The organism is Candidatus Methylomirabilota bacterium (genome assembly GCA_036002485.1).
Taxonomy (GTDB): Bacteria; Methylomirabilota; Methylomirabilia; order Rokubacteriales; family CSP1-6; genus AR37.
Genome location: DASYTI010000001.1, coordinates 99,669 through 122,927, shown reverse-complemented (window position 1 = coordinate 122,927; position 23,259 = coordinate 99,669). Strand labels below are relative to the sequence as shown.

The window sequence follows — 23,259 nt, the reverse complement described above, 5'->3', positions numbered from 1 at the left end:
GACCCTAAGGACAGCGGAGGAAGCCATGATCAAGCTTGCGCGAATCGGTCACGTGGCGCTGCGGGTGGCTGACGTCGAGCGCTCCCGGAAGTTCTACTCCACCCTGCTCGGCTTCGAGGTCGTCGAGGAGGACCCCGAGCACGGGGGCGTGTTCATGGCGCTCGAGGGACTGAGCCACACCATCGACCTCTTCCCGGTCCCCGATGACCAGCCCGCGCCGGCGCCCCCGCCCGGCGCGGTGGGCGTCCGCCACGTCGCGTTCCTCGTCGACAGCGAGCAGGCGCTCAAAGACGCCTATCTCACGCTCCAGGCGAACGATGTCACGATAGTCCGGGCGGTGGATCACGTCAGCCAGAAGAGCCTCTACTTCCACGATCCGGACGGCAACCTGCTCGAGATCTACTACGAGCTGCCCCACGCCCGGGAGCTGTTCCGCCAGGGCCGCGGCGATCGCGACGCCCCGCTGGTCTTCGAGGCCTGAGTAGCTCGGAGGGGGCTCCGCCCCCCTTCCGAAACCTCCCCCCGACGCAGTGCGAGCCGCAGGACGTCGCGGGCGCGGTACGAGCCGCAGCACGGCCGGGGGCTGGGGGCCCCCGCGTGCGAGGCGAGCCGTATGAGGAAGCCCCGCCGTCCGAGGCGAGCAATCTGAGAACTGCGCCGGCGAAGCCGGCGCTCGAAACGGAACACTCCTTCTCGCGACGGCAGGGGAATTACCTGGACAGACCCCTCGCCGGTGGTGGCGGGGAAGCCGGGGCCCGTCGAGGGCGGCCGCCGCTATCGGAAATCGGAGACGGGGGGAAGGCGCTGGCCCGCTACCGGGTTGGCCACCGCGTCCTCGAGGGTGCGCGCCTGGCGCCATTCGCTCGAAGGGCGCGCCGCCGCGTTGGTGCCGACCTGGTCGATGTTCCAGTAGATCTCCAGGTTGTTCCCGTCGGGGTCTCTGAACTCCACCGCGATCTGGCAGCCGGCCCGCCGGCGCCCCTCGAAGACGAGGGGAATGCCGTGCTTGCCGAGCCACGCGCGCGCCCGGAAGACCTCGTCGAGCGTCCCCACTTCGAACGCGAAATGATTCAGGCTGCTCGCGTCCATCCGCTGGGCGCCCCCGACGAGGGCGACGCCGTGGTGGTCGGGATTGCAGCGGAGAAAGACCATGCCCCCCGGCACCATGCTGTCCGGATACCGATCGCTCACCTCGAGGCCGAGCAGCTCGGTATAAAAGCGCACCGCCGCCTCGAGGTCGGTGACGTTGAGCACGACGTGGCCGATCTTACGGAGGTGGAAGGGAAGCGGTGTCTCCGCCGGGTTCGCCATCGTCGCGCCTCCTGTGGTCGGTTCGCCGCCACTATCGCACGCCGAGCCAGACATCCTCCAGCGATTCGAGCACGGCCACCTCGTGATGGTCGGGACGCGCGAGCATCACGTCGACGGCCTTCAGGTCCTTGGCGAAGCGCACGATGGTTCGGCCTCCACGGCGGGCTGTGGCCTGCTTGGTTGCTTGAGCGTCGTTCCGTAGGCTCGATCGAGACGAGCTGTAGCCCCGAGTTTTGATGAACACGTGCTTCTCCTGTCGCAGGTAGCCGGTCCGTGTCGCCGGAACGTCACACGGCGGTGACGCTCTACCAGGAGTTTTTAGTAGCGCGTCCCCGGTGGTGGCGCAAGGGGGGCGCGGCGTCCGGCGCCCGGCTCCGCCGTTGCCAAGCGGTTCGGCATCTTCGGGTGGCTGATCCGTTCCGTTCTACCTAACTACCTGATTATTTGAGATAATCATCGAATATTTCTGTGACTTGACATTACCGACCGGAAATGATGTTATTCAGTCATGGTCGGCGTGGAGATTCCTCCTCCAGTCGCAGGGCTCGATCGAGTGGAGGCGGGCGCGTTCGGTGGCCGCGACGCGATCTGCCGGATAGCGGAATGGAGCGCGGGACTCTCGGAGCTCGCGGCCCGCCCGTGCTTCTGCCCTCGCTGCGCCCTCATTGTTCACGCGGTGAATCTCGACGACCATCTCGCCGTGTGCTCTGGTACGAGCTAGCCACTCGCTCGCCCCTCTCCGTTCCCTGGCAAGATCTGTCGACTCTTCCCTCCGTCTGAGGCTCCGCTGGCGGCTTGACCTGCTCCGCGGGCCGCGAGACCATCGCCGCCTGGTGGCACACGGCGCGCGACCGGAGGCGGCATGACGCTGCGATTCGGGATCTTCGATCACATCGAGCCGGTGCCGGGTCTCGGACTCGATCGGATCTATCGCGAGCGACTGGTCCAGATCGAGCGCCTCGACGCGGCCGGCTTCCACGCCTATCATCTGGCCGAGCACCACACGCCGGCCATCCACAGTCTCGCTCCGTCGCAGAACGTCTTCCTGGCCGCCGTGGCCCAGCGCACCCGGCGCCTGCGCTTCGGCCCCTGCGTCTACGTCCTGCCCCTGCATCATCCGCTGCGCCTGATCGAAGAGATCAGCATGCTCGACAACCTGAGCGACGGGCGCCTGGAGATCGGCGTGGGGCGGGGCGGCGTCATGGAGGCCTACTTCTGGGGCCAGGAGGCGGACTCCGAGACGAACTACGCGCGATATGTCGAGACGCTCGACATCGTGCGGGAAGGGCTCAGCCACGACCAGCTCACCTATGCCGGGCGCTTCCACAGCTTCGATCACCTGCCCATGTACCTGCGCCCGCTCCAGAAGCCGTATCCGCCCCTCTGGTACATGCGCAATCCGGTGACGGCGGCCATGGAAGGGATGCACACCATCCTCGTCGGCTCCCTGGACAGTCTCGCCCCGGCGGTCACGCGCTACCGGACGGCATGGGAAGAGCATCAGGGCGCGGGGGCGCGGACGGCGCAGGGGGACGCGCCGATGATCGGCCTCGTCGTGCACCTCATGGTGGCGGAAACGGACGACGAGGCGATCAGGGTCGCCACGCCGGCCTGGGAGAAATATCGCTGGAACCTGGCCGCCCCGCGGCGTCTCGAAGCCGAGAAGCGCGGGCTGACCCAGTTCATGTCCACGAAGGATGGCTCGTTCGGCTTCGTCGGCGATCGCCCCGCCGGGCTGCCCACGCGGGAAACGCGGCGCGACATCGATGCCGAGCTCGAGCGCTTCGACCAGCAAAAAGCCCGGCCCCATCCGAACCGCCTGGGCGGGGTCGCGCTGGCCGGCTCCCCGGCCGCCGTCCGCGAATACATGGAGGAGTACGTGGCCACGGGAGCCAACTACTTCGTCTGCTCGTTCCAGTGGGGTGATCTTACCCACGAGCACGCCATGCGCTCCATCGAGCTCTTCGCCTCGGAGGTGATGCCGCGCTACGCGACGGCGGCCCCCGTGGCGTCTCGCGCCGGCAAGCCCTGAGCCGTTTCCGCCCGCCGCGCCGCCGCCTCTAGCGCGCGGTGGAGAGCGGGGCCCACCGCTCCCTGCCAGGCGCACGGCCCCCCCTCCGACGCCGCGGTGATGAACGCTGCGGCCGCCCCAGTGACGAAGCCCGTTCTCGGGCTGCCAGCTTCTGTCGCCTCCTCGGGCGAGAGGAGACTCGGCCGGGTGCTAACGGCATGAAATGGTTGGGCCGGCCGGCTGGCACCCACGATGCACCCCCTCGAGATCATCTGGGCGCGATCCGAGGACTCCAAGAGGAGAAGACATTGCTTCGATTGATCATCATGGCGCTACTCGTGCTTCCGGCTTCCGTGGCCTGGGCCGCTGAATGTGCGCCCGAGAAGATGGTGCGGATCGTCACTCGGGACGCCACGCCGGGAATCGATCCGCAGTCCTTTGCCGCTCTCCCCAAGACCTTGTACCGGATCGGGAATGCCCGAGGGCGGGTCGAAGAGATGCCCGATGCCGCTCGAGGGGTCCATGGCTTGATCGTCGTGAACGAGCCGGACGCCTGGATCGTCAACCTGCATGACAAGTCGGGTCGGCACGTCGTCGATCCCGGTCCGAGCCTGATCTTCCGGGCCCCGATCCTCGATGGAGGCGAGCTGCCCCCGCCGCTCCGCGAGCTCGAATTCGGGTGCGAGATCGCCTTCGTGCAGGCGTACGCGCCGAAGCCCGACGAGCGCGTCGATGCCGGAGGAGGATTGATGCTCGACCAGCACCAGGTCACGCGAGGCGCCCATCGCGTAACCATCCTCGTTCTTCCGAAGGATCGCGTGGTCTATGCCGTGTCGCACTACAAGGACGGCAAGGTCGTACGGGTGGTGCGCTACGTGGCATACCAGCCGGGACTGGCGCCCGACACGCGGCTCTTCTCGCGCCCCGACGGCATCCAGTTCGTCGAACCGCGCCCCCGGGCCTCTCGCTAGCAACAAGCGATCCGGAACTGGAGGTCCGCTTCGAGCGCCGGCTTCGTCGGCGCAACGAATCTTGGGGGGAGGCTTCGGAAGGGGGGCGAAGCCCCCCTCCGAGTCATTTAGAAGTGCATCACCTCGGCGGCGTGCTCGTAAATGTCCTGGATCCGACCATGTGAGATGGCCGCGGCCTGCACGGCCGCCACGAGGTGGCGCCATCTCAATGACGGACGCGTCGCGTGGAACTCCTCGTAGGTGGCCTGGTGGTGCTTCAGCGCGTGCATCTCCGTGAAGTTGTCGCGACAGGCGATCTTGCCGAGCAGGCTGATCAGGGCCTCGGGGGCGTACTCGCGATTGGCATATTGCTGGGCCAGCGCCGCGGCCTGCTTCACCTCGTCGGTCGACCGCCAGGTCGCGAGACCGGCCGCGGGCAAGCGCTCGCCCACAGGCAGGCTGCTGATGAGGCCTGCGATCTCTCCGAGGAGCTCGTCCTGGGTGCGGAAGGGCAGCGCGGCCACGCGCTCCGGCTCGGGCTGGATGTCCGGCGCCAGCATGCGCTGGGCCATGCGCACTTCCGGCCCCGTGTGCCACACGAGCAGCGCCTGCAGCTTGGTGCGCAGCGACAGCTCGGGCTGCCGCAGCAGGTAGCGCCGCGTGTTGGCACCCGTATTGATGTGCACGTCCATCGGGTTGCCGGTCTGTGAGCGCAGGAAGAGCGTGGAGCCCCCGACGGAGAACCCTTCGCCCACGCCCTCCAGGGAGAGTCCGTCTCCCAGCGCCTGCGCCACCATCTCGGGGATCTCCGTGAACTTGCTGCACCGGCCGATCTCGTTGGCGAGCGCGGTGACGGCAGCCGTCTCGTCGTCGTCCGTCTTGACCCGCAGCTCACGCTCGAGCAGGCCGTGGGTGTCGATGAGACGATCAACTTCTTCCAGGGAGGTCGGGTCGCTGGGGCGGGTGATATAGCGAACGGGCGCCCGGCCGATGAACCGCGCGTACTCCCAGCCGAGATACTCCAGGGCGCGCCACGTGAAGACCGGGAACAGGAAATAGTGGTCATCGAGCTGATTCTTGGGGATGGCGACCTGGAGGAGATGTTCCAGCACCTGCATGGGAGTGAGCCGCTCCAGCAGATAAAGGAAGTAGTGGTCGCAGGCATTGTAGACCCCGCGCCCCACCGCGACGCGAAACGCCGCCAGCGTCGCCTCCACGCTGTCCTTCTCCGACACGGGCTTCGCCTCCGCGAGGATGAAGGGCCCCATGGCGGGCGAGTGGATGTGCTTGTTGGCCACGGCCACGTTCTGGATCACGGGCAGCATGGCGTACTCGCCGGGCAGCCGGGCCGCGATGTTCCGTACCGCGTGAAGCCCGGCCAGCGGGTGGAGCGGCCCGCCGTGATGGCCCGGCGGCAAGTCGGAAGACCGCACCACCGCGAGGGCCGAGGCCAGCAGCATCTCCTTGACGGAGGTGCCGGCGGCCAGCTTGTCGTGGGTGGCCGCCACGATGCGGTCGGGAGTCGTTTCCTCCACGAACTGCACCAGGGGCTCGATATGGGCGGGATAGGCGACGCGCTGGGCCATCTCACGATCCTCCCCTCAACGTGGTGGCCCTCACGTAGAGCACGCCCGGAAACCACACGGGCAGAGGGGCCGGACAGCCAGCATCTTCGCACCAACGCGCTCGAAAGAAAAGCCCCGCCCGAGGGGCGGCGGGCGGACGAAGGTCTCGCGAATCCAAGTCTGGTTTCGGGCTAGGATAGCGCCAGCATGAAAGCCGCGGCGCTTCCCTGGGACATTACCCGGATTCTCTTCGCCGTGGTGGCGATTGGCGGGTTGATCGCCGCGAGCTTCTGGGTGCTGCGCCCGTTTCTGCCCGCCACCATCTGGGCCGTCATGATCGTCATCGCCACCTGGCCCGAGATGCGGATGATCGAGAGGCGGCTCTGGGGACGGCGCAGTCTCGCCGTGGTGGTCATGACGCTGATCATGCTCGCGCTCATCCTGGTGCCGGTCGGGATCGCGGTGGTGACCATCGTAGAGCGCGCCGCGGAGATTTCGGCCTTCACGCGATCCCTGGCGCACCTCTCGGTGCCGGCGCCGCCCGCGTGGGTCAAGGATCTGCCGGTGGTCGGCGAGCGGATCGCCACCGGCTGGCAGAACCTGGCCTCCCTGCGCCCGGAGGACCTCGCGTCCCGCGCCACTCCGTATCTCCTCGACGTCGGGCGCTGGCTCATCAGCCAGGCGGGAAGCGTGCTCGGGCTCTTCGTCCACCTCCTGCTCACCCTGGCCGTCTCGGCGCTCCTGTATGCCCAGGGCGAAACCGCTGCCGCGTGGGTGCTGGCGTTCGCGCGGCGCCTCGCCGGAGGCGAGGGCGAGCGCGTGGCCCGTCTCTCCGCCCAGGCGATTCGCGCCATCGCCCTCGGCATCGTGGTCACCGCGCTGCTTCAGTCCGTGTTCGGCGGCATCGGTCTCGCCGTCACCGGCGTGCCGCATCCGGCCCTCCTGACCGCGATCATGTTCCTGCTCGGGGTGGCGCAGATCGGGGCGGTGCCCGTCCTTCTCGGGGGGGTGATCTGGCTGTACTGGCAGAACGAGACCCTGTGGGGCACCGTCATGCTCGTGTGGTCCGTGATCACGGGAACCCTCGACAACCTCGTGCGCCCGCTCCTCATCAGGCAGGGGGCCGACCTTCCTCTCCTGCTGGTCTTCGCGGGTGTTCTCGGCGGCTTGCTCGCCTTCGGTATCATCGGGCTGTTCGTGGGTCCCGTCGTGCTCGCGGTGAGCTACACCTTGCTCCTGGCATGGGTCGACGAGGGCCGCGCGGCCAAGGAGTGACGAAGACATGGCACAGAAGATCACCGCGGCCGCCCTGAAATCGCTGCTCGACGCGCAGGCCACCTGCGCGCTCATCGATGTCCGCGAGCCCGGCGAGTACAACGACTCGCACATTCCCGGGGCCAGCCTCGTCCCGCGCCGGCAGCTCGAGTTCCGCATGGGGCGCCTCGTCCCCTACCCGGGCACTCACGTGATCGTGTGCGATGACGACGGCCGCCGGGCCCCCCTGGCCGCCGCCACCCTCGAGCGGATGGGCTTTCGCCACGTCGCCGTGCTCGACGGCGGCATCAACCGGTGGACGACGGTCGGCTACCCCACGGAGTGGGGCGTCAATGTCCCGAGCAAGGACTTCGGCGAGAAGGTCCAGGTCGTGCACCACATCGCGGAGATGCATCCGGAGGAGCTCCACGCCCGCCAGCAGCGGGGCGAGAAGATCATCCTCCTCGACTCGCGCACGCCGGAGGAGCATCACCGCGCCACCATCCCGGGCAGCCGCAGCGCGCCCAACGGGGAAGTCGCCGTGCACATCGCCGACCTCGTCCCCGATCCCGAGGCCACGGTGGTCGTGCACTGCGCGGGGCGCACCCGCAGCATCGTGGGCGCGCGACTCCTGCAGCGCATGGGCTTCTCGAAGGTCTTCGATCTGCGCAACGGCACCATGGGCTGGATGATGGCGGGCCTCGAGCTCGAGACCGGCTCCACGCGTCTCGCCCTGCCCGCCGCCTCGGCGGCGGGGCTGGCCAGGGCGGAAGCCTTCGCCGCGCGCATCGCGGCCGAGGATGGCGTGCCGTCGCTCTCGATTCCCGCGCTCCAGGAGCTGATGGCCACCGCCGACGACCAGAACGTCTACCTGATCGATGTGCGCACCACCGACGAGTACGCACGCGGCCATATCCCCGGCTTTCAGTGGTTCCCGGGCGGGCAAGCCGTGCAGCGCGCGGACGACCTCGTGGCGGTGAAGAACGGCCACGTGGTCTTCGCCTGCGACGGGCGGGTACGGGCGACGGTCGCCGCCTCCTGGTATCGGCAGATGGGCTTTCCCAATGTCCACGTCGTGGACGGGGGCACGACGGCGTGGAGGGCGAGCGGCCAGCCCCTCGTCACCGGCGAATCTCCGGGCGGGCCGCGGGGCTACGACGAAGGCATCGGGGGCGGACTGCCCACGGGCTATGAAGCCGCCCGAGCCCAGGTCGAGCTGCTGACTCCTTCTGCGCTTGACGACCGCCGGAAGGGCTCGCCGCCACCCGTCATCATCTTCGTGGACACGAGTCGCGATTTCAGCGGCGCGCACGTGCCCGGGTCGCGGTGGGTTCCCCGGGGGTGGCTGGAGCTCGCGATCTCCGACGTGGCGCCGTCAAAGGACACGGCCCTCGTCGTGACCTGCGCCAATGGCCTCCAGTCGGTCCTCGCGGGAGCCACCCTGAAGACGCTCGGATATCGGCGCGTGTCCGTGCTCTCCGACGGGATGCCCGCGTGGATCAAGGCCGGGCTTCCCGTGGAACAAGGTCTCAGCGGAGTGATGACTCCTCCGAACGACGTGCTGACCATGGGGACGGATCGCACGTGGGCCGAAGCCATCCAGTACCTGCGCTGGGAAGAAGAGCTGGGCAAGAAGTACGAGACGCCCTGAGGCCACCATGACCGCGCCCGTTCGCGTTCATATCCGCGTTCCCGGCACCGAGCCGATGCCCCGCCTGATGAAGCTCATCCAAGGTATCGAGGCGGCGGGCTTCGACGGCGCGGGGATCCTCGACAGCCAGATGCTCAGCCGCGATACCTTCGTCATCCTCGGCCAGGCCGCTGCGCAGACCACGCGGCTCGCGCTCTTCCCCGCCGTCACCAATCCGTTCACCCGCCACGCCTCCGTGCTGGCGAGCGCCATCCAGACCGTGGAAGAGCTGGCGCCGGGGCGGGTGAGATTCGTGATCGGCACCGGCTATACCTCCGCGAGCACGATCGGGCGGTCGCCGGCGACGCTTGCCGAGATGCGGGCCTGCATCGGCACGGTCAAGGCCTTGCTCGCCGGCAAGACCGTCGACTTCGGCGGCACGCCCGGGCGCCTGGGCTATGTGTCCGGCCGTCACATTCCCGTGCTGATGGCCGCTTCCGGAGCCAAGGCGATCGAGGTCGCGGGCGAGGTGGCCGACGGCGTCCTCCTGCTCGTCGGGTTCAACCGGGGCATCGTGGAGCACGCGCTCGAGCTTCTCGAGCGCGGCGCGCGGCGTGGCGGGCGCCGGCTCGAGGATCTCGAGATCATCTGGGCGGTCCGGACGGCCACGCTGCCCACGACGGCGGAAGCCCGTCGCCTCGCCCGCCCCACCGCCGTGCACTGGGGCATTCTTCGCTGGGGCGGGTACTGGCTCGGGCCCGCCGGTCTCAAGCTTCCGAAGATGGAGATCCCCGACGCGGTGAACAAGGTCTATCCCGACCTCTCCCACGCCCACGACTGGGAGGCCGCCATCGCGGCCACCTCGTTCGTGCCCGACGACGTGGTCGCCGAGCTCTGCGAGGCCCTGGGGCTCATCGGGACGGCGGCGGATTGCGCAGAACGGATAATTGAGATGACCAAGCTCGGCGTGCGGAATCTCTACCTCATGCCGCTCCTGACCTTTGCCCCGCCCGAGCGGGAGATCGCGGCGTTCCGGGACACCGTGTTCCCCCGCCTCGTCAAGGCCGGCCTCCGCCCCGCCTCCTAGCCGGCTTCGGCCTGGTCCCATGCCCTCGCGAGCAAGAACGTTCCGCTCCGAGCGCCGGCTTTGCCGGCGCAAGCTGTTCGGGGGGAGGCTTCGGAAGGGGGGCGGAGCCCCCCTCCGAGTTAACGAAAGCGCGCGATCATTTCTTTGCCGTAGCGAAGCACGTCGTCGGGCGTCTTGACCTGTGCGGGCAGCCCCGCGGCAGCGCTGACCGGCACGGCGACGCGCGTGATCCCTCGCTTGGCCAGCGCCTCGATCTCCGCCGGCTCCGTGGGAGCGGCCACCGTGATCTCGATGGAACCCGGATCGCGGCCGGCCGCCTCGGCGGCGCGGCGCATCTCGTCGAGCAGCTCGGGGGGCGCGGGGCGCGCGGGGAAGTAGCCGTCGCCGAGTCTCCCGGCGCGTCGGGCCGCCGCCGCCGTGTCCCCGCCGACGATGATGGGAATCCGCCGCTCCGGAGGCAGGGGACGGCAGAAGACCTGATCGAAGGAGACGAAGCGACCCTTGTAGCTCGCGCACTCCTGGCTCCAGAGCGCGCGCATGGCGGCGACATACTCGTCCGTGCGGGGCCCGCGGTCCTCGAAAGGCACCCCGAGGGCGGCAAACTCCTCGGCGAGCCAGCCCACGCCGATGCCCAGGAGCACGCGGCCACCGCCAGCCAGGTGGTCGAGGGTGGCGATCTCCTTGGCGGTGATGACGGGATTGCGCTGGGGCAGGATGAGAATAGCCGTGCCGAGCTTGATGGTTCGCGTGGCGGAGCCGATATAGGCGAGCCAGATCAGCGGATCCGGGATCGGATAGTCCTCGAGGCCCGATCCCATGCGCCCGCTCGGGGAATACGGATAGCGCGACTGATATCCGTGCGGCACCACGACGTGTTCCACCGTCCAGATCGAGTCGAAGCCGGCGGCCTCGGCAGCCTGGGCCAGCTCCACTGCCGCGGGGCCACTCGAGTAGCGGCCGAGGCTCGCGTATCGCAGTCCGAACTTCATCGTCGTTCTCCTGTCATCTCCATTGATCGTCGCGTCGCCCGGGCAGGGGAGTCAGTGGCAATCGGGCCTGCCGGTCATTCGCGGCGCCTGATGGATGATCGGCCCGTGGAGTGCCCGAGGTGGGCACGCTCGGAGGAGACCTTGATCAGGGCCGGCGCGCCGTCAGCGCCTTCGTGATCGTCGGGATGAGATCCTGGACGGCGACACCCTCGAAGCCGGCCGCACGAATTGCCTCCGACAGGTCGCCCGGGGTCAGGGAGATCGCGTCCCCCCGGAGCGCCATAGGTAGGAACCACAGCGCGGCGCTGAGCGGCCCGGTCCTGTCATCATCCACCATGAAATCGTGCACGACGAGAAGCCCGTCGGGCCGCAGGGCTCCGTACGCACGCTCGATCAGCGTAGTCACGTCACGCTCTCCCACCGCGCTCAGGACATAGGACATCAGGATCGCGTCCCGATCGCCCGGCCACTCGGTGTCGAGCGCGTCGCCGGGCAGGAAGGCGATGCGCGAGGCGAGCCCGGCCTCTTCCACGTATCGCCGCGCCGTCTCCCCGACGCTCGGGAAGTCCAGGATCGTCGACGTGAGCTTCGGGTTCCGCTGGCACAGGGTGATACTGAAGGCTCCGCTGCCGCCGCCGACGTCGAGCAGCGTGCCACGGCCGTCGAGCGGGATCTGCCGGGCCAGGACTCGGGCCGGGCCAAGTGAGCCCACGTGCTGCGCCCGGCTAAAGAGGTCCGCCTGCTCCGGATCGGCGAGGAAGGTCTCGTAGAACCCCTTGCGCTCGCCGCGGAAGCTCGCCGTCAGCTCGAGGAGCGATGGATAGACCTGCTTGTCGATCTGCAGGCGGAGATAGTCGCCGTAGTATTTCGGGGAGTGCCGCGCCAGGTACGCCTCGCTCGCGGGCGCGTTGGCATAGAGCGCGCCTTCCTTCGCCACCAGCCCGAGGCACACGAGGGCCGTCATGAGGGTGAGGAGCTGATTCGGCCGGACGCCGGCCTCCCGCGCAAGATAGTCGAGATTCTGTGGCTGGCCCGACAGCCGCGTGAAGATGTCGAGGTCGAGCGCCGTGAAGAGGGCCTTGGACGCCATGAAACCGTACCCGATGCTCGAGATCTTGCGCACGTCGGTAATGGGGCGCATCAGGCGCTCCTCCGAGGTCGCGCGGAAGGATTCGGGGCCGCCACGGCGCCGATACTGCCAGCCAAGAGCTTGCTCATGCCGACGCGAGCAGCGCGTCTAGTGCCGTCTGGACCTTCGCCTGCTGCGCGGGTGTCGTCACCTCGCTGAACAGCGCCTGGAAGTTCGGGTGCGTCACGCCACTCTCGATGAAGGTGTAGCGCTTGGCCTTGAGCACGCTCGCGTAGACCTCTTGCTTCTCGGTCCCGGTGAAGGACCGCGCGAGGTAGCGCTCCAGATTGTCCACGTCAAGCCCCGCCTGCTTCTGGAGGAGGCCGTCCACCGCGCCGATCAGGTCAATGAGGTCGTCGATGGCTGTATCCTTCTCCGCCACGGTCATGCGTGCGAACGCGCGCGTGGTCTCCAGGTGATCCATCTTGGCGTGCTGGGACTCCTCCTGCCAGTGCGCGCGGAAGATCGTCTTCGTGAAAGGGTCGAGCGAGTCGTCGTCCTTGAACGCCGTGAGGTAGTGGAGCTGGGTGAACCACTCGATGGCCGCCGTCAGGAGGAGCACTGCCCCGGTGTGCTTGCTCAGGACGGCGCGAGCGACTGCCTTCTCGTCCCCGAGCAGGGCAAGCGGAAAGCCCACCGTCCGGTCCACGCGGGCTCGGATCTCGCGGAAGAGGTTCATGTGCTTGACCTCCTCCGCAGCGAAGTTGGTCAGGGCGTCGAAGGCCTCGCGGTTGTCGACCTCGAAGTCGCAGGCGAGGTGGATCATCTTGGGGGCGATGAACTCCTCCACATACGCGAAAAGATGGGCGTAGGACCCCATCTCGACGTGAGTGAGCCGGACCTTGTCCTGGGCACTCAGGCCAGTGATCGCGTCGGCCCCGGACAGCCGCGCAGGCAGCCAGTGCCGCGAGGAGTCAAACTGGTTGGTGCCGAGGACGTCGGCGATCTTCCAGTTGATCCGGTAGGAGTTCTGCAAGCACTCCGCGTATGAGTACGTCGCCATGGTGCCTCCCACTGCGCACCGAGCCATGGGGCTCTGGCTGCCGCTCGAGCGCTGGACGATGTCGCCTGATGCCAGGGGAACGTAGGAGAAATGGTTTAGACCTGGATTTCCAATATGGGCCGATGTCTGCTCACCGTCGTGGTGTTGAACGCGCGGATCGCCCCGTCGCTCAGTTCATCCTTTCCGGCACGTTGAGGGAAGTCAGGCTCGCGACGGAGGGACCGTCCGCGGCCCCGTGCCTGTGGGTCTCGTCACCCTGACGGTCCTTGTTCAGGGACACCTCCGCTGCTTCGCCCCCCTCCCCTCATGGTCTCCGGGCCTCGTGAGGGGCTCTCGATCACGGGGGGTGCCACCCGAGTCGCTCGATGCGCCCGAGGATTTGCCGAAACAGATCCGATGTCAAGTAGCTCTCGGCCAGCTGGAAGACGAAGTACTGGGCGTGCCGAATGAGCCCTCTGCGTCAGCGAGGAGCGGCCGAGAGTCGCGTTTCTTGCGGGGTTGAGCGATTATGGCCTGGTGCGTTCGCCTCTCAAAACGAAAATGTGGGGTTAGTATGGCCGCACTGTAGCCACGAGGGTATGACCCGTCAAGGAAGCGAGGGGCCATGAAGGTCGAGCTCCCATACGGTGAGACGACGATCGCGGCCGAGCTGCCCGACCACACCCGGCTCCTCTCCAACATCGAGCGCGCGAGCCTGCCCCCGCTGCCCGATCTGGACGGCGCCGTGCGGGCGGCGCTCGCGGCCCCGCGCGGACTGCCGCGCATCGGCGCTCTTGCCCGTCCCGGCGCGACGGTGACCATCGCCTTCGACGATCACACGACCGGATCCTTCGGGCCGATCCGTCAGGTGGCCATCCAGGCCGTCCTCGACGAGCTCGAGGGAGCAGGCGTGCGCCGCCGGGACGTGACGCTGATCTGCGCCAATGCGCTCCACCGCATGCTCCGGCCCTCCGAGCTGGCGCGCCTCCTCGGCGACGGCCTCGTCGCGGAGTTCGGAGACCGGCTCCTCTGCCACGACGCCGAGGACCGCGAGCAGATCATCGATCTCGGGCTGACGCCGGAGCACGGCTATCCCGTCGAGGTACATCGTCTCGTGGCCGACTCGGACCTGACCGTCTACATCAACAGCAACTACATCCGCGGATTCACAGGGGGCTGGAAGTCCGTCTGCGTCGGGCTGTCGACGTGGCGGACCATCCGCGTCACCCACACCCCCGACGGCATGTCGATGGCGGTGAACGGCAACCGCATGCACGCCGTGCTCGACGAGATGGGCCACCACCTGGAGGCGCGCCTGGGCAAGCGCATCTTCAAGATCGACACCCTGCTCGCCGATCCCCATCACCCGGCGCGGGTCTTTGCGGGCGCCGTCGACGAGACGCGCCGCGCGGCCCTCGAGGAGCAGGCGGCGCTCTATCCGCCGCGGCGAGAAGCGAGCCAGGAGCGCTTCGATGTGCTCGTCTACGGCATCCCCGATTCGAGTCCCTACGCCATCTTCGCCGCCGTGAACCCGATCCTTACCCTCATCTCGTCGGGGCTGGGATATCTCGGCGGTATGATCGAGGCCGTGGGCAAGCCCGGGTGCACGGTGATCATGGCGGCGCCGGCCCGCGACGCGTGGGACCGCGTCGCCCATCCCTCCTACCCCGAGGTGTGGGAGCGCATCCTGCCCGAGACGCGCGACCCGTACGAGATCACCGCGCGCTTCGCCGAGGACCTGGCCAGCCGCCCCGACTATATCGAGGCGTACCGCCGTCGTCACGCCTTCCACCCGATCCACGGCATTCTCGCCACGCACCCGCTCAAGCGCCTCCGGCACGTGGGACGAGTGATCGTGGCCGGACCCCGCGATGCCCACGTGCCACGGCACCTCGGCTTCGAGGTCGCCGGGAGCGTCGAGGAAGCCGTCGCGCGGGCGCGCCGGATCCACGGACCAGACTGCGCGATCGCCTACGTCGAGCAGCCGCCCCTGGTCAGGCCGTGACCGCGCTGAAAGAGCGGGATCTTCTGAGCGCCACCTACCGGGCCTTCAATGCTCGCGATATCGACGCCGTCCTCGCCGTCATGCATCCCGATGTGGATTGGCCGAACGGGATGGAGGGTGGACGCGTCCATGGCCACGCGGCGGTCCGTGAGTACTGGAGCCGCCAGTGGTCCGTGATCGACCCCCATGTCGAGCCGCGGCGCTTCGGCACCGATGAGACCGGGCGGGTCGTCGTCGACGTGCATCAACTCGTCCGCGACCTGGCCGGCAAGGTTCTGGCAGAGCAGCTGGTCCAGCACATCTACCTCATCGAGGACGGCCTGATCCGGAGCATGGAGATCAGGAAGCCGTAGGGCCGGCGTGTCTCACTCAGGCTGGCTTCAGTCGCGCCATCACGATCTCGGGCGGCACGAGGAAGCGGACGGGGATGATGCTGGTGGCGAGCCCCGAGGTGACGAAGAGATGCCGGCCCTCCTCCTCGATATGGCCGATCGCATAGCGCTGGCCATACCTCGACGGGACGATGGGCCGGCCGATGAGGGGAAGGTAGACCTGCCCGCCATGGGTATGACCGGCCAGGGTGATGGCGACGCGCGGCGGGATCAGGGGGAAGATGTCGGGATTGTGCGTGAGCGCGACGACGGGCTCCGCGGGCGGAATGGCGCTCGTGGTCCGGGCGGGGTCGGAGGTCCGGGTGTCGAAGTCGGCTAGCCCGACCAGCCAGAACGCGTGGCCGCGATGCCGGAGGCGTACCGCTTCGTCCTCGAGCACGACGATGCCGGCGGCCCGGAGCGCCCGCGCCACCCGCTGACCGTCGTACCACCAGTCGTGATTGCCCAGCACGGCAAAGACGCCGAGGGGCGCCCGCCGCGCCTCGAGCCGCGCCGCGGTCACCTCGGGCTCGATCCTCCGTCCCCCGATCACCCCGTGCACGACAAAATCCCCGGGCAGGACCACGAGGTCGGGCTGTCGCTGATTGATGATGGAGACGATCCGATCGACCTTGGCGGGATCGATGTGGGGCGCGCCCGTGTGGAGATCCGATACGACGGCGATGGTGAGCGGAGGCATGGCCCGCGGCCACGTGGCGAGAGGAAGATCGACCTCCCTGACCACGAGCCGGCCGGGCTCGATGGCCACGGCCCAGACGGCCAGACCAAGGCAGATCACGAAGAGCCCGACCGCGCCGATGACGAGCGACCGCGGGCAGAGAGCCGTCACCATGCCTCGTCTAGCCTGAACAATTCGCGAGACAACGCCACCCTCACCCTGCCCTCTCCCTCGGAGAGGGAGAGGGATTCATTTGATCCCTCGCCCCCGCAGGGGGAGAGGGCAGGGTGAGGGGGAGGCCACGATGCGGTACGCGCGTTCGTGAAGTTCGGGCTAGAAGACGGGGCGCTCGGTGTAGGCGCCGAAGACGGAGCGGAGGTGCGCCACGATCTCGCCCATGGTGGCGCGGGCCTTGACGGCCTCGATGGTCAGGGGCATCAGGTTGGCGTCGGGATTCTTGGCCTCGGCGGCGAGCCGGTCGAGGAGGGCGTCCACCTTGGCGCCGTCGCGGCGGCGTCGCGTCTCCTGGAGCCGGGCGATCTGGCGCGTCTCGACGGCGGGGTCGATCTTGTGGATGGGCACGGGCACCGGCGCCGCCGGCTCGACATTGCGGTTGACGCCGATCACGGGCTGCTCGCCGGAGGCGCGCCGCCGCGCCGTCTCATACGCGCTGTCCGCGATCTCGTGCTGGAAGTAGCCCTCCTCCACGGCCCGGATGGTGCCCCCCATGCCGTCCACCTTGACGAGGATGTCCATCACGCGGCGCTCGATCTCCGCGGTCAGGGCCTCCACGTAGAACGAGCCGCCGAGGGGGTCGACGACCTGGGTGGCGCGGCTCTCCTCGGCGATGATCTGCTGGGTGCGCAGGGCGATCTTCATCGCCTCCTCGGAAGGGATGGCATAGGCCTCGTCGAGGCCATTGGCGTGGAGCGACTGGCATCCGCCCAGCACCCCGGAGAGCGCCTGGAGGGCCGTGCGGACGATATTGTTCATGGGCTGGGCCTTGGTCAGGGTCATGGCCGCCGTCTGGCAGTGGAAGCGCAGGCGCATCGATTCGGCCCGCGTGGCCCCGAAGCGCTCCTTCATGAGCCGCGCGTAGATGCGGCGCGCGGCCCGGAACTTGGCGATCTCCTCGAAGAAATCGTTCTGGGCCACGAAGTAGAAGGCCAGGCGCGGGGCGAAGTCGTCCACGGCCACGCCCGCTCGCGTCACCTCCTCCACGTAGGCGATGGCGTTGGCCATGGTGAAGGCGAGCTCCTGGACGGAGGTCGCTCCCGCCTCGGAGATGTGGTAACCGCTGATATTGACGGGGTTGTAGCGCGCCATGTGCCGCGTCGACCACACGATCATGTCGCGCATGATGCGCATGGAAGGCCGGATGGGAAAGATCCACTCCTTCTGGGCGATGTACTCCTTGAGGATGTCGGCCTGGACGGTGCCCGAGAGGCGGTTCAGGTCGCAGCCGCGACTCTGGGCCAGCGCCACGTACATGGCCAGGAGGACCCACGCCGTCGGATTGATGGTCATGGAGACCGAGATGCGCTCGAGGTCGATGTCCGCGAAGAGCGCCTCCACGTCGTCCAGCGTGTCTATGGCCACCCCTTCGCGCCCGACTTCGCCGAGCGAGCGCGGGTGGTCGGAGTCGTAGCCCATGAGGGTGGGCATGTCGAAGTCCACGCTGAGGCCCGTCTGGCCCTGGCTGATCAGGTAGCGGAAGCGGCCATTGGTATCCTCGCCGGTGCCGAAGCCGGCGATCTGCCGCATGGTCCAGAGCCGCCCCCGGTACATGGTCGGGTAGGGCCCGCGCGTGAACGGGTACTGGCCGGGCAGGCCGAGGTCCTCGTGGCGCAGGCCGGCCGTGTCCTCGGCGGTGTAGACGCGCTTGACGGGGATGCCGGAGAGCGTGCGGTACTCGGCGCGGGACTCGGGCTGGCGGTCGAGGAAGGCGCGAAGCTCCCCTGCCTCCCACGCCGCGCGCAGCGCCGCGGCCCGCGTGATCTCCTCGCGATCGAACATCTAGTCCTCCTTCCTCTTGTCCAGCCCTTCGCGGTACAGGTCCCGGTCGTCGATGATACGCCGCGCCTTGAACTCCGTCCGGGGCAGCGTGCCCTCGGGGACGAGCTCGACCACGGGATGGATGCCGAGCCGCGCGCGCAGCCGGTTGCGCATCTCTCCGCGCAGCGTCTCGAGCCGGCCCGGATCGGTCAGGCCTCCCGCATGCTCGGCGCGCACGAGGAGCTCGTCCATGTGCTCGCGCCGTGACACGATGACCCGGAACTCGCCGCCAAAGCCTTCCGTGGCGCGCAGGGCATCCTCGATGGCGCTCGGATAGATGTTCTCGCCCCGCACGACGATCATGTCGTCGAAGCGCCCGTAGAGCCCCAGGGGCAGCCGCGGGTACGTCCGGCCGCACGGGCACGGCTCGTCCGTCCAGCGCGCGCGATCGCCCGAGACGAGCCGGATCATGGGCTGCGAGGTGCGCTCGAGATGCGTGTAGACGGGCGTGCCCTCCGCGCCGTAGGGCAGGGGCTCGAAGCTCTCGGGATGGCAGACCTGGGTATACACCAGGTCCTGCCAGAGGTGCATGCCGGTCCGGTGCCCGCATTCGGCATTGGTCATCCACGGGGTCATCTCGGCCATGCTGCCCATGTCCACACAGATGCCGCCGAAGGTCTCCTCGATGAGCCGCTTGGTGGCCGGGATGCCCGCGCCGGGCTCGCCCGAGAAAAACAGGACGCGAAAGCCGAGCGCGCGGGGATCGATGCCCTCGCGCTTCGCGGTCTCGGCGAAGTGGAGCGCGTAGGAGGGCGTGCCGTAGAAAGCCGTGGGCCGGAGCTCGCGCGCCCAGCCGACGGCGGCCAGCGTCTGCCCCGCCTGGCCCGCGCCAAATGGAAAGACGGTGGCCCCGAGCGCCTCGGCGCCCGCCAGCGCTCCCCAGGATCCCAGATAGAGGCTGAAGAAGGAGCAGATCAGGATGCGGTCGTGGGGGCGGATCCCCGTGCCCCAGAGCACGCGCGCGTGCGCGAGCGCGATGCGCTCCCAGTCCTCGCTCCCGATGCCGAACACCGTGGGCCGCCCCGTGGTGCCGCTCGTCCCGTGGATGCGGGCGACTTCCGAAGGCTCGATGCCGAGATAGTCTCCGAAGGGCGGGTGCGCGGCCTGCGCCTGACGGAGCTCGGACTTCCGCACCACGGGGAAGCGGGCGAGATCGGCGAGACTCTTGAGGGTGGCGGGGGAGACGCCTGCCTCCTCCCATTTGCGCCGATAGAAGGGGCAGCGCTCCCACGCATAGTCGAGCTGGCTCTTGAGCTTCCTGAAAATGAGCTCGTCGCGGAGGGCGGGAGGCGCGCACTCGACCTCGGGCAGCCAGCACCGCTCCTCGGCCGCCGGCCGATAGCTCGGATCATAGCGGGGCGGCCAGACGCCCAAGTCCACGCCACGTGTCTGCCGGAGCTTTGCCAGGTCGAGCGTTTCCACGATCCGGATTGACGGTGGGCTCAGCCCGCGGTGCGCGAGCCCACGAGCCCGCGGACGCGCGCGACGATCTCCTCGGGCGGGGTGTCCTGCAGGATCACGTCGGCCACCCCCATGTCGCGAAGGGCGGCCACGTCCTCGTCGGGGACGACACCGCCCACGACCAGGCGCACGTCCTCCGCGTGGGCTTGCCGCAGGAGGGCGATGACTTTCGGCACGAGCGTCATGTGGGCGCCGGAGAGGAGACTGATGCCGAGGACATCGATGTCTTCCTGGACGGCGGCGGCCACCACTTCCTCCGGCGTTCGATGGAGACCCGTATAGACGACCTCCATGCCCGCGTCGCGCAGGCAGCGGGCCACGACCTTGGCGCCGCGGTCGTGCCCGTCCAGCCCGACCTTGGCGACGAGGACGCGGATGCGAGGGGAGGACGCGGGCACGAGACGGAGGGTCGGAGCGTGGCTAGACGCGCGTGGGCCGGTTCTGGCCTACGTCTTCGGCGCGCTGGACTATGGTACCGGTGGGCGTCCCCGTGGGCGTCTGGGCGGAGACGGACGCGGGGGGAGCCCCTGCGCCATTTCCATTCGGGGGCGCGCCACCAAACGCGGGCGACGGGGCTCCCTGAGCGGCCGGCGAGGGCTGCGTCTCGAGGACCTCGCGCACCTTGGCGGCCAGCGCGTCCGGCGTGAAGGGCTTGGAGAGGAAGGCCATGCCGGCCCCGAGGACACCATGGCGGACGATGGCGTCATCCGTATAGCCCGACATGTAGAGCACCCTCATGTCGGGACGCAGGGGGGCGAGCCGCTGGGCGAGCTCGCGACCGCTCATCTGCGGCATGACGACGTCCGTGACCATGAGGTGGATGGGGCCCTGGTGCCGCCCGCTGATCTCGAGCGCGTCGGCGCCGTGGCGTGCCTCGAGGACGTGATAGCCGCTCATCTCGAGGATCTCGCGGACCACCGCGCGCACCCGGAGGGCATCCTCCACGAGCAGGATGGTCTCGGCGCGCGAGGGTGTGGCCTCGGCCGCGACGACGGGAACGCTCGGGATGGGGGCCGAGGGGCCGCCGCTCACCGGCGCCGCCGGCCTCGGAGCGACCACCGGGGGAACGGCTGCCGCGACGGCGGGAGCGGGCCGCGCCGGCGTGACCGTGGCCGGGCGGGCCGTGGGGAAGCGGGCCGCTGGGGCCACGGGGCTCTCGCGCTGCTGCTGCACCGGGGCCACGACCTGCGGCAGGTAGATGCGGAAGGTCGTGCCGCGGCCGAGCTCGGTGTCCACCGCGATGGAGCCGCCGCTCTGCTCGACCACGCCATAGACCGTGGAGAGCCCCAGCCCCGTGCCCTTGCCCGGCTCCTTCGTCGTGAAGAACGGCTCGAAGAGGTGCGCCTGGGTATTGGCGTCCATGCCCGTGCCCGTGTCGCTGACCTCGAGCATCACGTGAGGGCCGGGCGCCGCGGCGCCGCCTCCCGGCGGCGACGGCACCTCGCCCGCCTGCACATTCGCCGTGCGGACCATGAGCCGTCCGCCATCAGGCATGGCGTCGCGCGCATTGACGGCGAGGTTCATGATGACCTGCTCGATCTGGCCGGGATCCGCCTTGACTCGACCCAGGGTCGGCTCGGGCACGACCACGAGGTTGATCGTCTCGCCGATCAGGCGCTGCAGCATGGTCTGCATGCCCGCCACGATGCTGTTGAGCTCGAGCACCTTGGGAGCGAGCACCTGCTTGCGGCTGAAGGCGAGAAGCTGGCGCGTCAGGGTGGCGGCCTGATCCGCCGCCTCGCGGACGCCCTCGGCGTTCTTGCGCAGGGGGTGGATGGGGGGCAAGCGCCGGAGGATGAGGTCGCTGTCGCCGCGGATGACCATGAGCAGGTTGTTGAAGTCGTGCGCGATACCGCCGGCGAGCTTGCCCACCGCGTCCATCTTCTGGGCCTGGCGAAGGTGATCCTCGCTCGTGCGCAGCGCCTCGTCCGCGTGCTTGAGCTCGGTCAAATCCACGGTGAGGCCGCGCAGCTGTCCGGCATTGCCCGGGGCGTCCGGGACGACGTGTACGATGTCGCGCAGCCACACGATCTCGCCCGACGCGGTCAGGGCCCGGTACTCGAGCTCGTGGTCCTCGCCGCGCATCAGGGCGGCCCGGCACTTGGCCATGACCTTGGCGCGATCCTCGGGGTGGATGCGCTCGCTGAACCAGCTGGGCTGCTCGAGCCAGCGGTCGGTGGGGAAGCCGAAGATGGTCTGGGCGCGCTGGCTCACGAAGGAGAACCGCAGGGAGGCGGCGTCGGCTTCCCACACGATGGCGTCGAGGCCCTGGACGAGATCCTGGAACCGCTGCTCCGAGGCCAGGCGCGCCGACTGGAGGCGCTCTTCCTCGGTCAGGTCTTCGATGATGAGGAGCAGGCGTGCCTCCTCCTGCTCCTCGATGCGGATGCCCGTCATGGTGACGCGCACGGGGCGCGTCTCCTGGCGGTGAAGGAGGTGGAGCTCGAAGAGCATGTCGGGCTGGGCCACCCCGGACTGCATGACCTCGCGCGCGCGGCGCACGAGGCCCTCGGCCCGCACCACGTCCTCGAGAGAGTGGCCCACGACGTCATCGCGCCGGAGGAAGAACGATTCGAGGAAGGAGCGGTTCGCCGAGAGCACGCGCAGGTCGGCGGAGAGCAGGAGCAGGCCCGAAGGCACCGAGGCGACGATCTTCTCAGCGTAGCCCTTGAGGTTGAAGATGGCGCGCTCCTGCTTCATCTGCTCGCGGAGCAGGGCCGCGCGCTGGCTCTGGCGCCAGAGGCTGATCAGCACGCCGGCCAGGGCCAGGGTGAGGAAGGCGCCGGCCAGGCCGGCCAGCTTGCCCGCCTGGTAGAAGTCGGCCAGCGCTTCTTCGCGGTCGACCTTGAGCACGAGACCCCAGCCGGCCGGCGCGATCCAGCGCGTGGCCGCGAAGACGGGGGTGGCGCGATAGTCGAACATCTCGCCGAAGGTCTCCCGTCCCTCGGTCGCGCGCTTGGCGAGCGGCGAGAGTTCCTCGAGCGAGCGGTCCACGGCCGACCAGCCCGCGGACTGGCCCTTCAGCGGCGAGATGTAGCTCGGCTTCGGGCCATCGATGCGGAAGAGCAGGGTCTCCCCGGTGCGGGTGGGCACCGTCTCGTCGGAGAGGAGGGGGAAGAGCCGCGAGGCCGGATCCATCATGAGCGCCACCACGCCGACCACGGCACGGTTCTGGCCGGTGCCGTCGCCGAAGATGGGCACGCTGATGACGAGGAGCTTCCTCTTGGCCTCCTCGACCAGGTCCGCGCGCATGGCGCGGTTGCGCACGGCCAGGAGCACGGCCTCGGCGCTCTCCCGTCCGGGTTCGGAGGCGCCGGACGAGCGCGCCAGGGTGCGCCCCTGCGTGTCCATGAGCGAGATGCCGGAGTAGCCGTAGGCCGCGGCCACCCGATCGAGCTGCGGGACGAGGGCGCTGCGCACGTCGGCGCCCTTGCCGCCGCCCTCGAGCACGAGCGCGCGCACGGCGGGGGAGGCGGCGAGCACGTCGGCGTCGGCGCGCCGGGCATTGAACCAGTCGGAGACCAGTCGGGCGCGCCCCTCGGCGATGGCGGTCACGCGCGCCTGCCAGTTCGCGAGCACGACCTGGCGCTCGCTCTCGATCTGGTACCAGATGAACGTGGAGACGAGGGCGGTCCCGAGGAAGAAGGCGGCGAGATAGGCCCAGGGCAGCCGCTCGCGCGTCCGGGCGCGGAGGGGCCTCGCCCCGCGCGGGCTGGAGACCGCCGGGTTGGCTGGACGGGAAAGATCGGCGCGGCTGATCATGCCTGCTGTTCCACTCGG

General features: G+C 69.0%; 18 protein-coding genes. 8 read left to right on the top strand and 10 right to left on the bottom strand.

Annotation, left to right across the window (positions count from 1 at the left end; all coding sequences use genetic code 11):
• Positions 1–25: 25 nt before the first annotated feature.
• Complete coding sequence (locus tag VGT00_00575) at positions 26–481, top strand: VOC family protein (GenBank protein ID HEV8529893.1); 456 nt, start codon at positions 26–28, stop codon at positions 479–481.
• Between the two features lie 293 nt (positions 482–774).
• On the opposite strand, the gene VGT00_00570 is transcribed toward VGT00_00575, so the two are convergent.
• The gene (locus tag VGT00_00570) at positions 775–1,311 is read right to left on the bottom strand and encodes a VOC family protein (protein HEV8529892.1); all 537 of its coding nucleotides are present in this window, start codon (positions 1,309–1,311) and stop codon (positions 775–777) included.
• Between the two features lie 862 nt (positions 1,312–2,173).
• Between VGT00_00570 and VGT00_00565 the strand changes: the two genes are divergently transcribed.
• Positions 2,174–3,343 carry an LLM class flavin-dependent oxidoreductase gene (locus VGT00_00565; GenBank protein ID HEV8529891.1) on the top strand — a complete coding sequence of 390 codons (1,170 nt, stop codon included), beginning with the start codon at positions 2,174–2,176 and terminating at the stop codon, positions 3,341–3,343.
• A 287-nt stretch (positions 3,344–3,630) separates the two neighbouring features.
• Positions 3,631–4,293, top strand: coding sequence for a hypothetical protein (locus VGT00_00560; GenBank protein ID HEV8529890.1), 663 nt, complete (start codon positions 3,631–3,633; stop codon positions 4,291–4,293).
• Positions 4,294–4,400: 107 nt separating this feature from the next.
• Here VGT00_00560 and VGT00_00555 read toward each other — a convergent pair whose 3' ends face one another.
• The gene (locus VGT00_00555; protein ID HEV8529889.1) at positions 4,401–5,858 is read right to left on the bottom strand and encodes a hypothetical protein; all 1,458 of its coding nucleotides are present in this window, start codon (positions 5,856–5,858) and stop codon (positions 4,401–4,403) included.
• Between the two features lie 186 nt (positions 5,859–6,044).
• Between VGT00_00555 and ydiK the strand changes: the two genes are divergently transcribed.
• The 3 genes from ydiK to VGT00_00540 are packed head-to-tail and all read left to right on the top strand — an operon-like array spanning position 6,045 to position 9,808.
• Positions 6,045–7,112 carry an AI-2E family transporter YdiK gene (gene ydiK / locus VGT00_00550; protein HEV8529888.1) on the top strand — a complete coding sequence of 356 codons (1,068 nt, stop codon included), beginning with the start codon at positions 6,045–6,047 and terminating at the stop codon, positions 7,110–7,112.
• Between the two features lie 7 nt (positions 7,113–7,119).
• A complete protein-coding gene (locus VGT00_00545; protein ID HEV8529887.1) occupies positions 7,120–8,742 on the top strand; it encodes a rhodanese-like domain-containing protein in 1,623 nt (540 codons plus the stop codon).
• A gap of 7 nt (positions 8,743–8,749) precedes the next feature.
• Positions 8,750–9,808 (top strand): LLM class flavin-dependent oxidoreductase, encoded by a 1,059-nt coding sequence (locus VGT00_00540; GenBank protein HEV8529886.1) that lies wholly within the window; start codon positions 8,750–8,752, stop codon positions 9,806–9,808.
• A gap of 119 nt (positions 9,809–9,927) precedes the next feature.
• Here VGT00_00540 and VGT00_00535 read toward each other — a convergent pair whose 3' ends face one another.
• The 3 genes from VGT00_00535 to VGT00_00525 all read right to left on the bottom strand — a co-directional run bounded on the left by VGT00_00535 (position 9,928) and on the right by VGT00_00525 (position 12,929).
• Complete coding sequence (locus VGT00_00535) at positions 9,928–10,797, bottom strand: LLM class F420-dependent oxidoreductase (protein HEV8529885.1); 870 nt, start codon at positions 10,795–10,797, stop codon at positions 9,928–9,930.
• A gap of 145 nt (positions 10,798–10,942) precedes the next feature.
• The gene (locus tag VGT00_00530) at positions 10,943–11,938 is read right to left on the bottom strand and encodes a methyltransferase (GenBank protein HEV8529884.1); all 996 of its coding nucleotides are present in this window, start codon (positions 11,936–11,938) and stop codon (positions 10,943–10,945) included.
• 73 nt (positions 11,939–12,011) lie between these two features.
• Positions 12,012–12,929 carry a diiron oxygenase gene (locus VGT00_00525; GenBank protein ID HEV8529883.1) on the bottom strand — a complete coding sequence of 306 codons (918 nt, stop codon included), beginning with the start codon at positions 12,927–12,929 and terminating at the stop codon, positions 12,012–12,014.
• Between the two features lie 604 nt (positions 12,930–13,533).
• On the opposite strand from VGT00_00525, the gene VGT00_00520 reads away from it, so the two are divergent.
• The gene (locus tag VGT00_00520; GenBank protein HEV8529882.1) at positions 13,534–14,913 is read left to right on the top strand and encodes a lactate racemase domain-containing protein; all 1,380 of its coding nucleotides are present in this window, start codon (positions 13,534–13,536) and stop codon (positions 14,911–14,913) included.
• Positions 14,910–15,266 (top strand): nuclear transport factor 2 family protein, encoded by a 357-nt coding sequence (locus VGT00_00515; protein HEV8529881.1) that lies wholly within the window; start codon positions 14,910–14,912, stop codon positions 15,264–15,266. The genes VGT00_00520 and VGT00_00515 overlap by 4 nt, the downstream gene beginning before the upstream one ends.
• 16 nt (positions 15,267–15,282) lie before the next feature.
• Here the strand turns inward: VGT00_00515 and VGT00_00510 are convergent, their stop codons facing one another.
• The 5 genes from VGT00_00510 to VGT00_00490 form a co-directional block, all read right to left on the bottom strand.
• Positions 15,283–16,137: a metallophosphoesterase gene (locus VGT00_00510; GenBank protein HEV8529880.1), complete on the bottom strand. Its 855-nt coding sequence runs from the start codon at positions 16,135–16,137 to the stop codon at positions 15,283–15,285.
• A gap of 159 nt (positions 16,138–16,296) precedes the next feature.
• On the bottom strand, positions 16,297–17,979 hold the full coding sequence (locus VGT00_00505) for a methylmalonyl-CoA mutase family protein (GenBank protein HEV8529879.1): 1,683 nt from the start codon (positions 17,977–17,979) through the stop codon (positions 16,297–16,299).
• Positions 17,980–19,440, bottom strand: a complete 1,461-nt coding sequence (locus tag VGT00_00500; protein ID HEV8529878.1) for an AMP-binding protein — start codon at positions 19,438–19,440, stop codon at positions 17,980–17,982.
• A gap of 20 nt (positions 19,441–19,460) precedes the next feature.
• Positions 19,461–19,877 carry a cobalamin B12-binding domain-containing protein gene (locus VGT00_00495; GenBank protein ID HEV8529877.1) on the bottom strand — a complete coding sequence of 139 codons (417 nt, stop codon included), beginning with the start codon at positions 19,875–19,877 and terminating at the stop codon, positions 19,461–19,463.
• A gap of 22 nt (positions 19,878–19,899) precedes the next feature.
• Positions 19,900–23,241, bottom strand: a complete 3,342-nt coding sequence (locus tag VGT00_00490) for an ATP-binding protein (protein HEV8529876.1) — start codon at positions 23,239–23,241, stop codon at positions 19,900–19,902.
• Positions 23,242–23,259: the final 18 nt, after the last annotated feature.

Bases quoted from the DNA above. Each gene is read 5' to 3' on its own strand.
- VGT00_00490 (HEV8529876.1), bottom strand. From the start codon at position 23,241: ATGATCAGCCGCGCCGATCTTTCCCGTCCAGCCAACCCGGCGGTCTCC.
- VGT00_00555 (HEV8529889.1), bottom strand. From the start codon at position 5,858: ATGGCCCAGCGCGTCGCCTATCCCGCCCATATCGAGCCCCTGGTGCAG.
- VGT00_00575 (HEV8529893.1), top strand. From the start codon at position 26: ATGATCAAGCTTGCGCGAATCGGTCACGTGGCGCTGCGGGTGGCTGAC.
- VGT00_00535 (HEV8529885.1), bottom strand. From the start codon at position 10,797: ATGAAGTTCGGACTGCGATACGCGAGCCTCGGCCGCTACTCGAGTGGC.
- VGT00_00525 (HEV8529883.1), bottom strand. From the start codon at position 12,929: ATGGCGACGTACTCATACGCGGAGTGCTTGCAGAACTCCTACCGGATC.
- VGT00_00570 (HEV8529892.1), bottom strand. From the start codon at position 1,311: ATGGCGAACCCGGCGGAGACACCGCTTCCCTTCCACCTCCGTAAGATC.
- ydiK (HEV8529888.1), top strand. From the start codon at position 6,045: ATGAAAGCCGCGGCGCTTCCCTGGGACATTACCCGGATTCTCTTCGCC.
- VGT00_00545 (HEV8529887.1), top strand. From the start codon at position 7,120: ATGGCACAGAAGATCACCGCGGCCGCCCTGAAATCGCTGCTCGACGCG.
- VGT00_00510 (HEV8529880.1), bottom strand. From the start codon at position 16,137: ATGGTGACGGCTCTCTGCCCGCGGTCGCTCGTCATCGGCGCGGTCGGG.
- VGT00_00540 (HEV8529886.1), top strand. From the start codon at position 8,750: ATGACCGCGCCCGTTCGCGTTCATATCCGCGTTCCCGGCACCGAGCCG.
- VGT00_00530 (HEV8529884.1), bottom strand. From the start codon at position 11,938: ATGCGCCCCATTACCGACGTGCGCAAGATCTCGAGCATCGGGTACGGT.
- VGT00_00520 (HEV8529882.1), top strand. From the start codon at position 13,534: ATGAAGGTCGAGCTCCCATACGGTGAGACGACGATCGCGGCCGAGCTG.
- VGT00_00565 (HEV8529891.1), top strand. From the start codon at position 2,174: ATGACGCTGCGATTCGGGATCTTCGATCACATCGAGCCGGTGCCGGGT.
- VGT00_00505 (HEV8529879.1), bottom strand. From the start codon at position 17,979: ATGTTCGATCGCGAGGAGATCACGCGGGCCGCGGCGCTGCGCGCGGCG.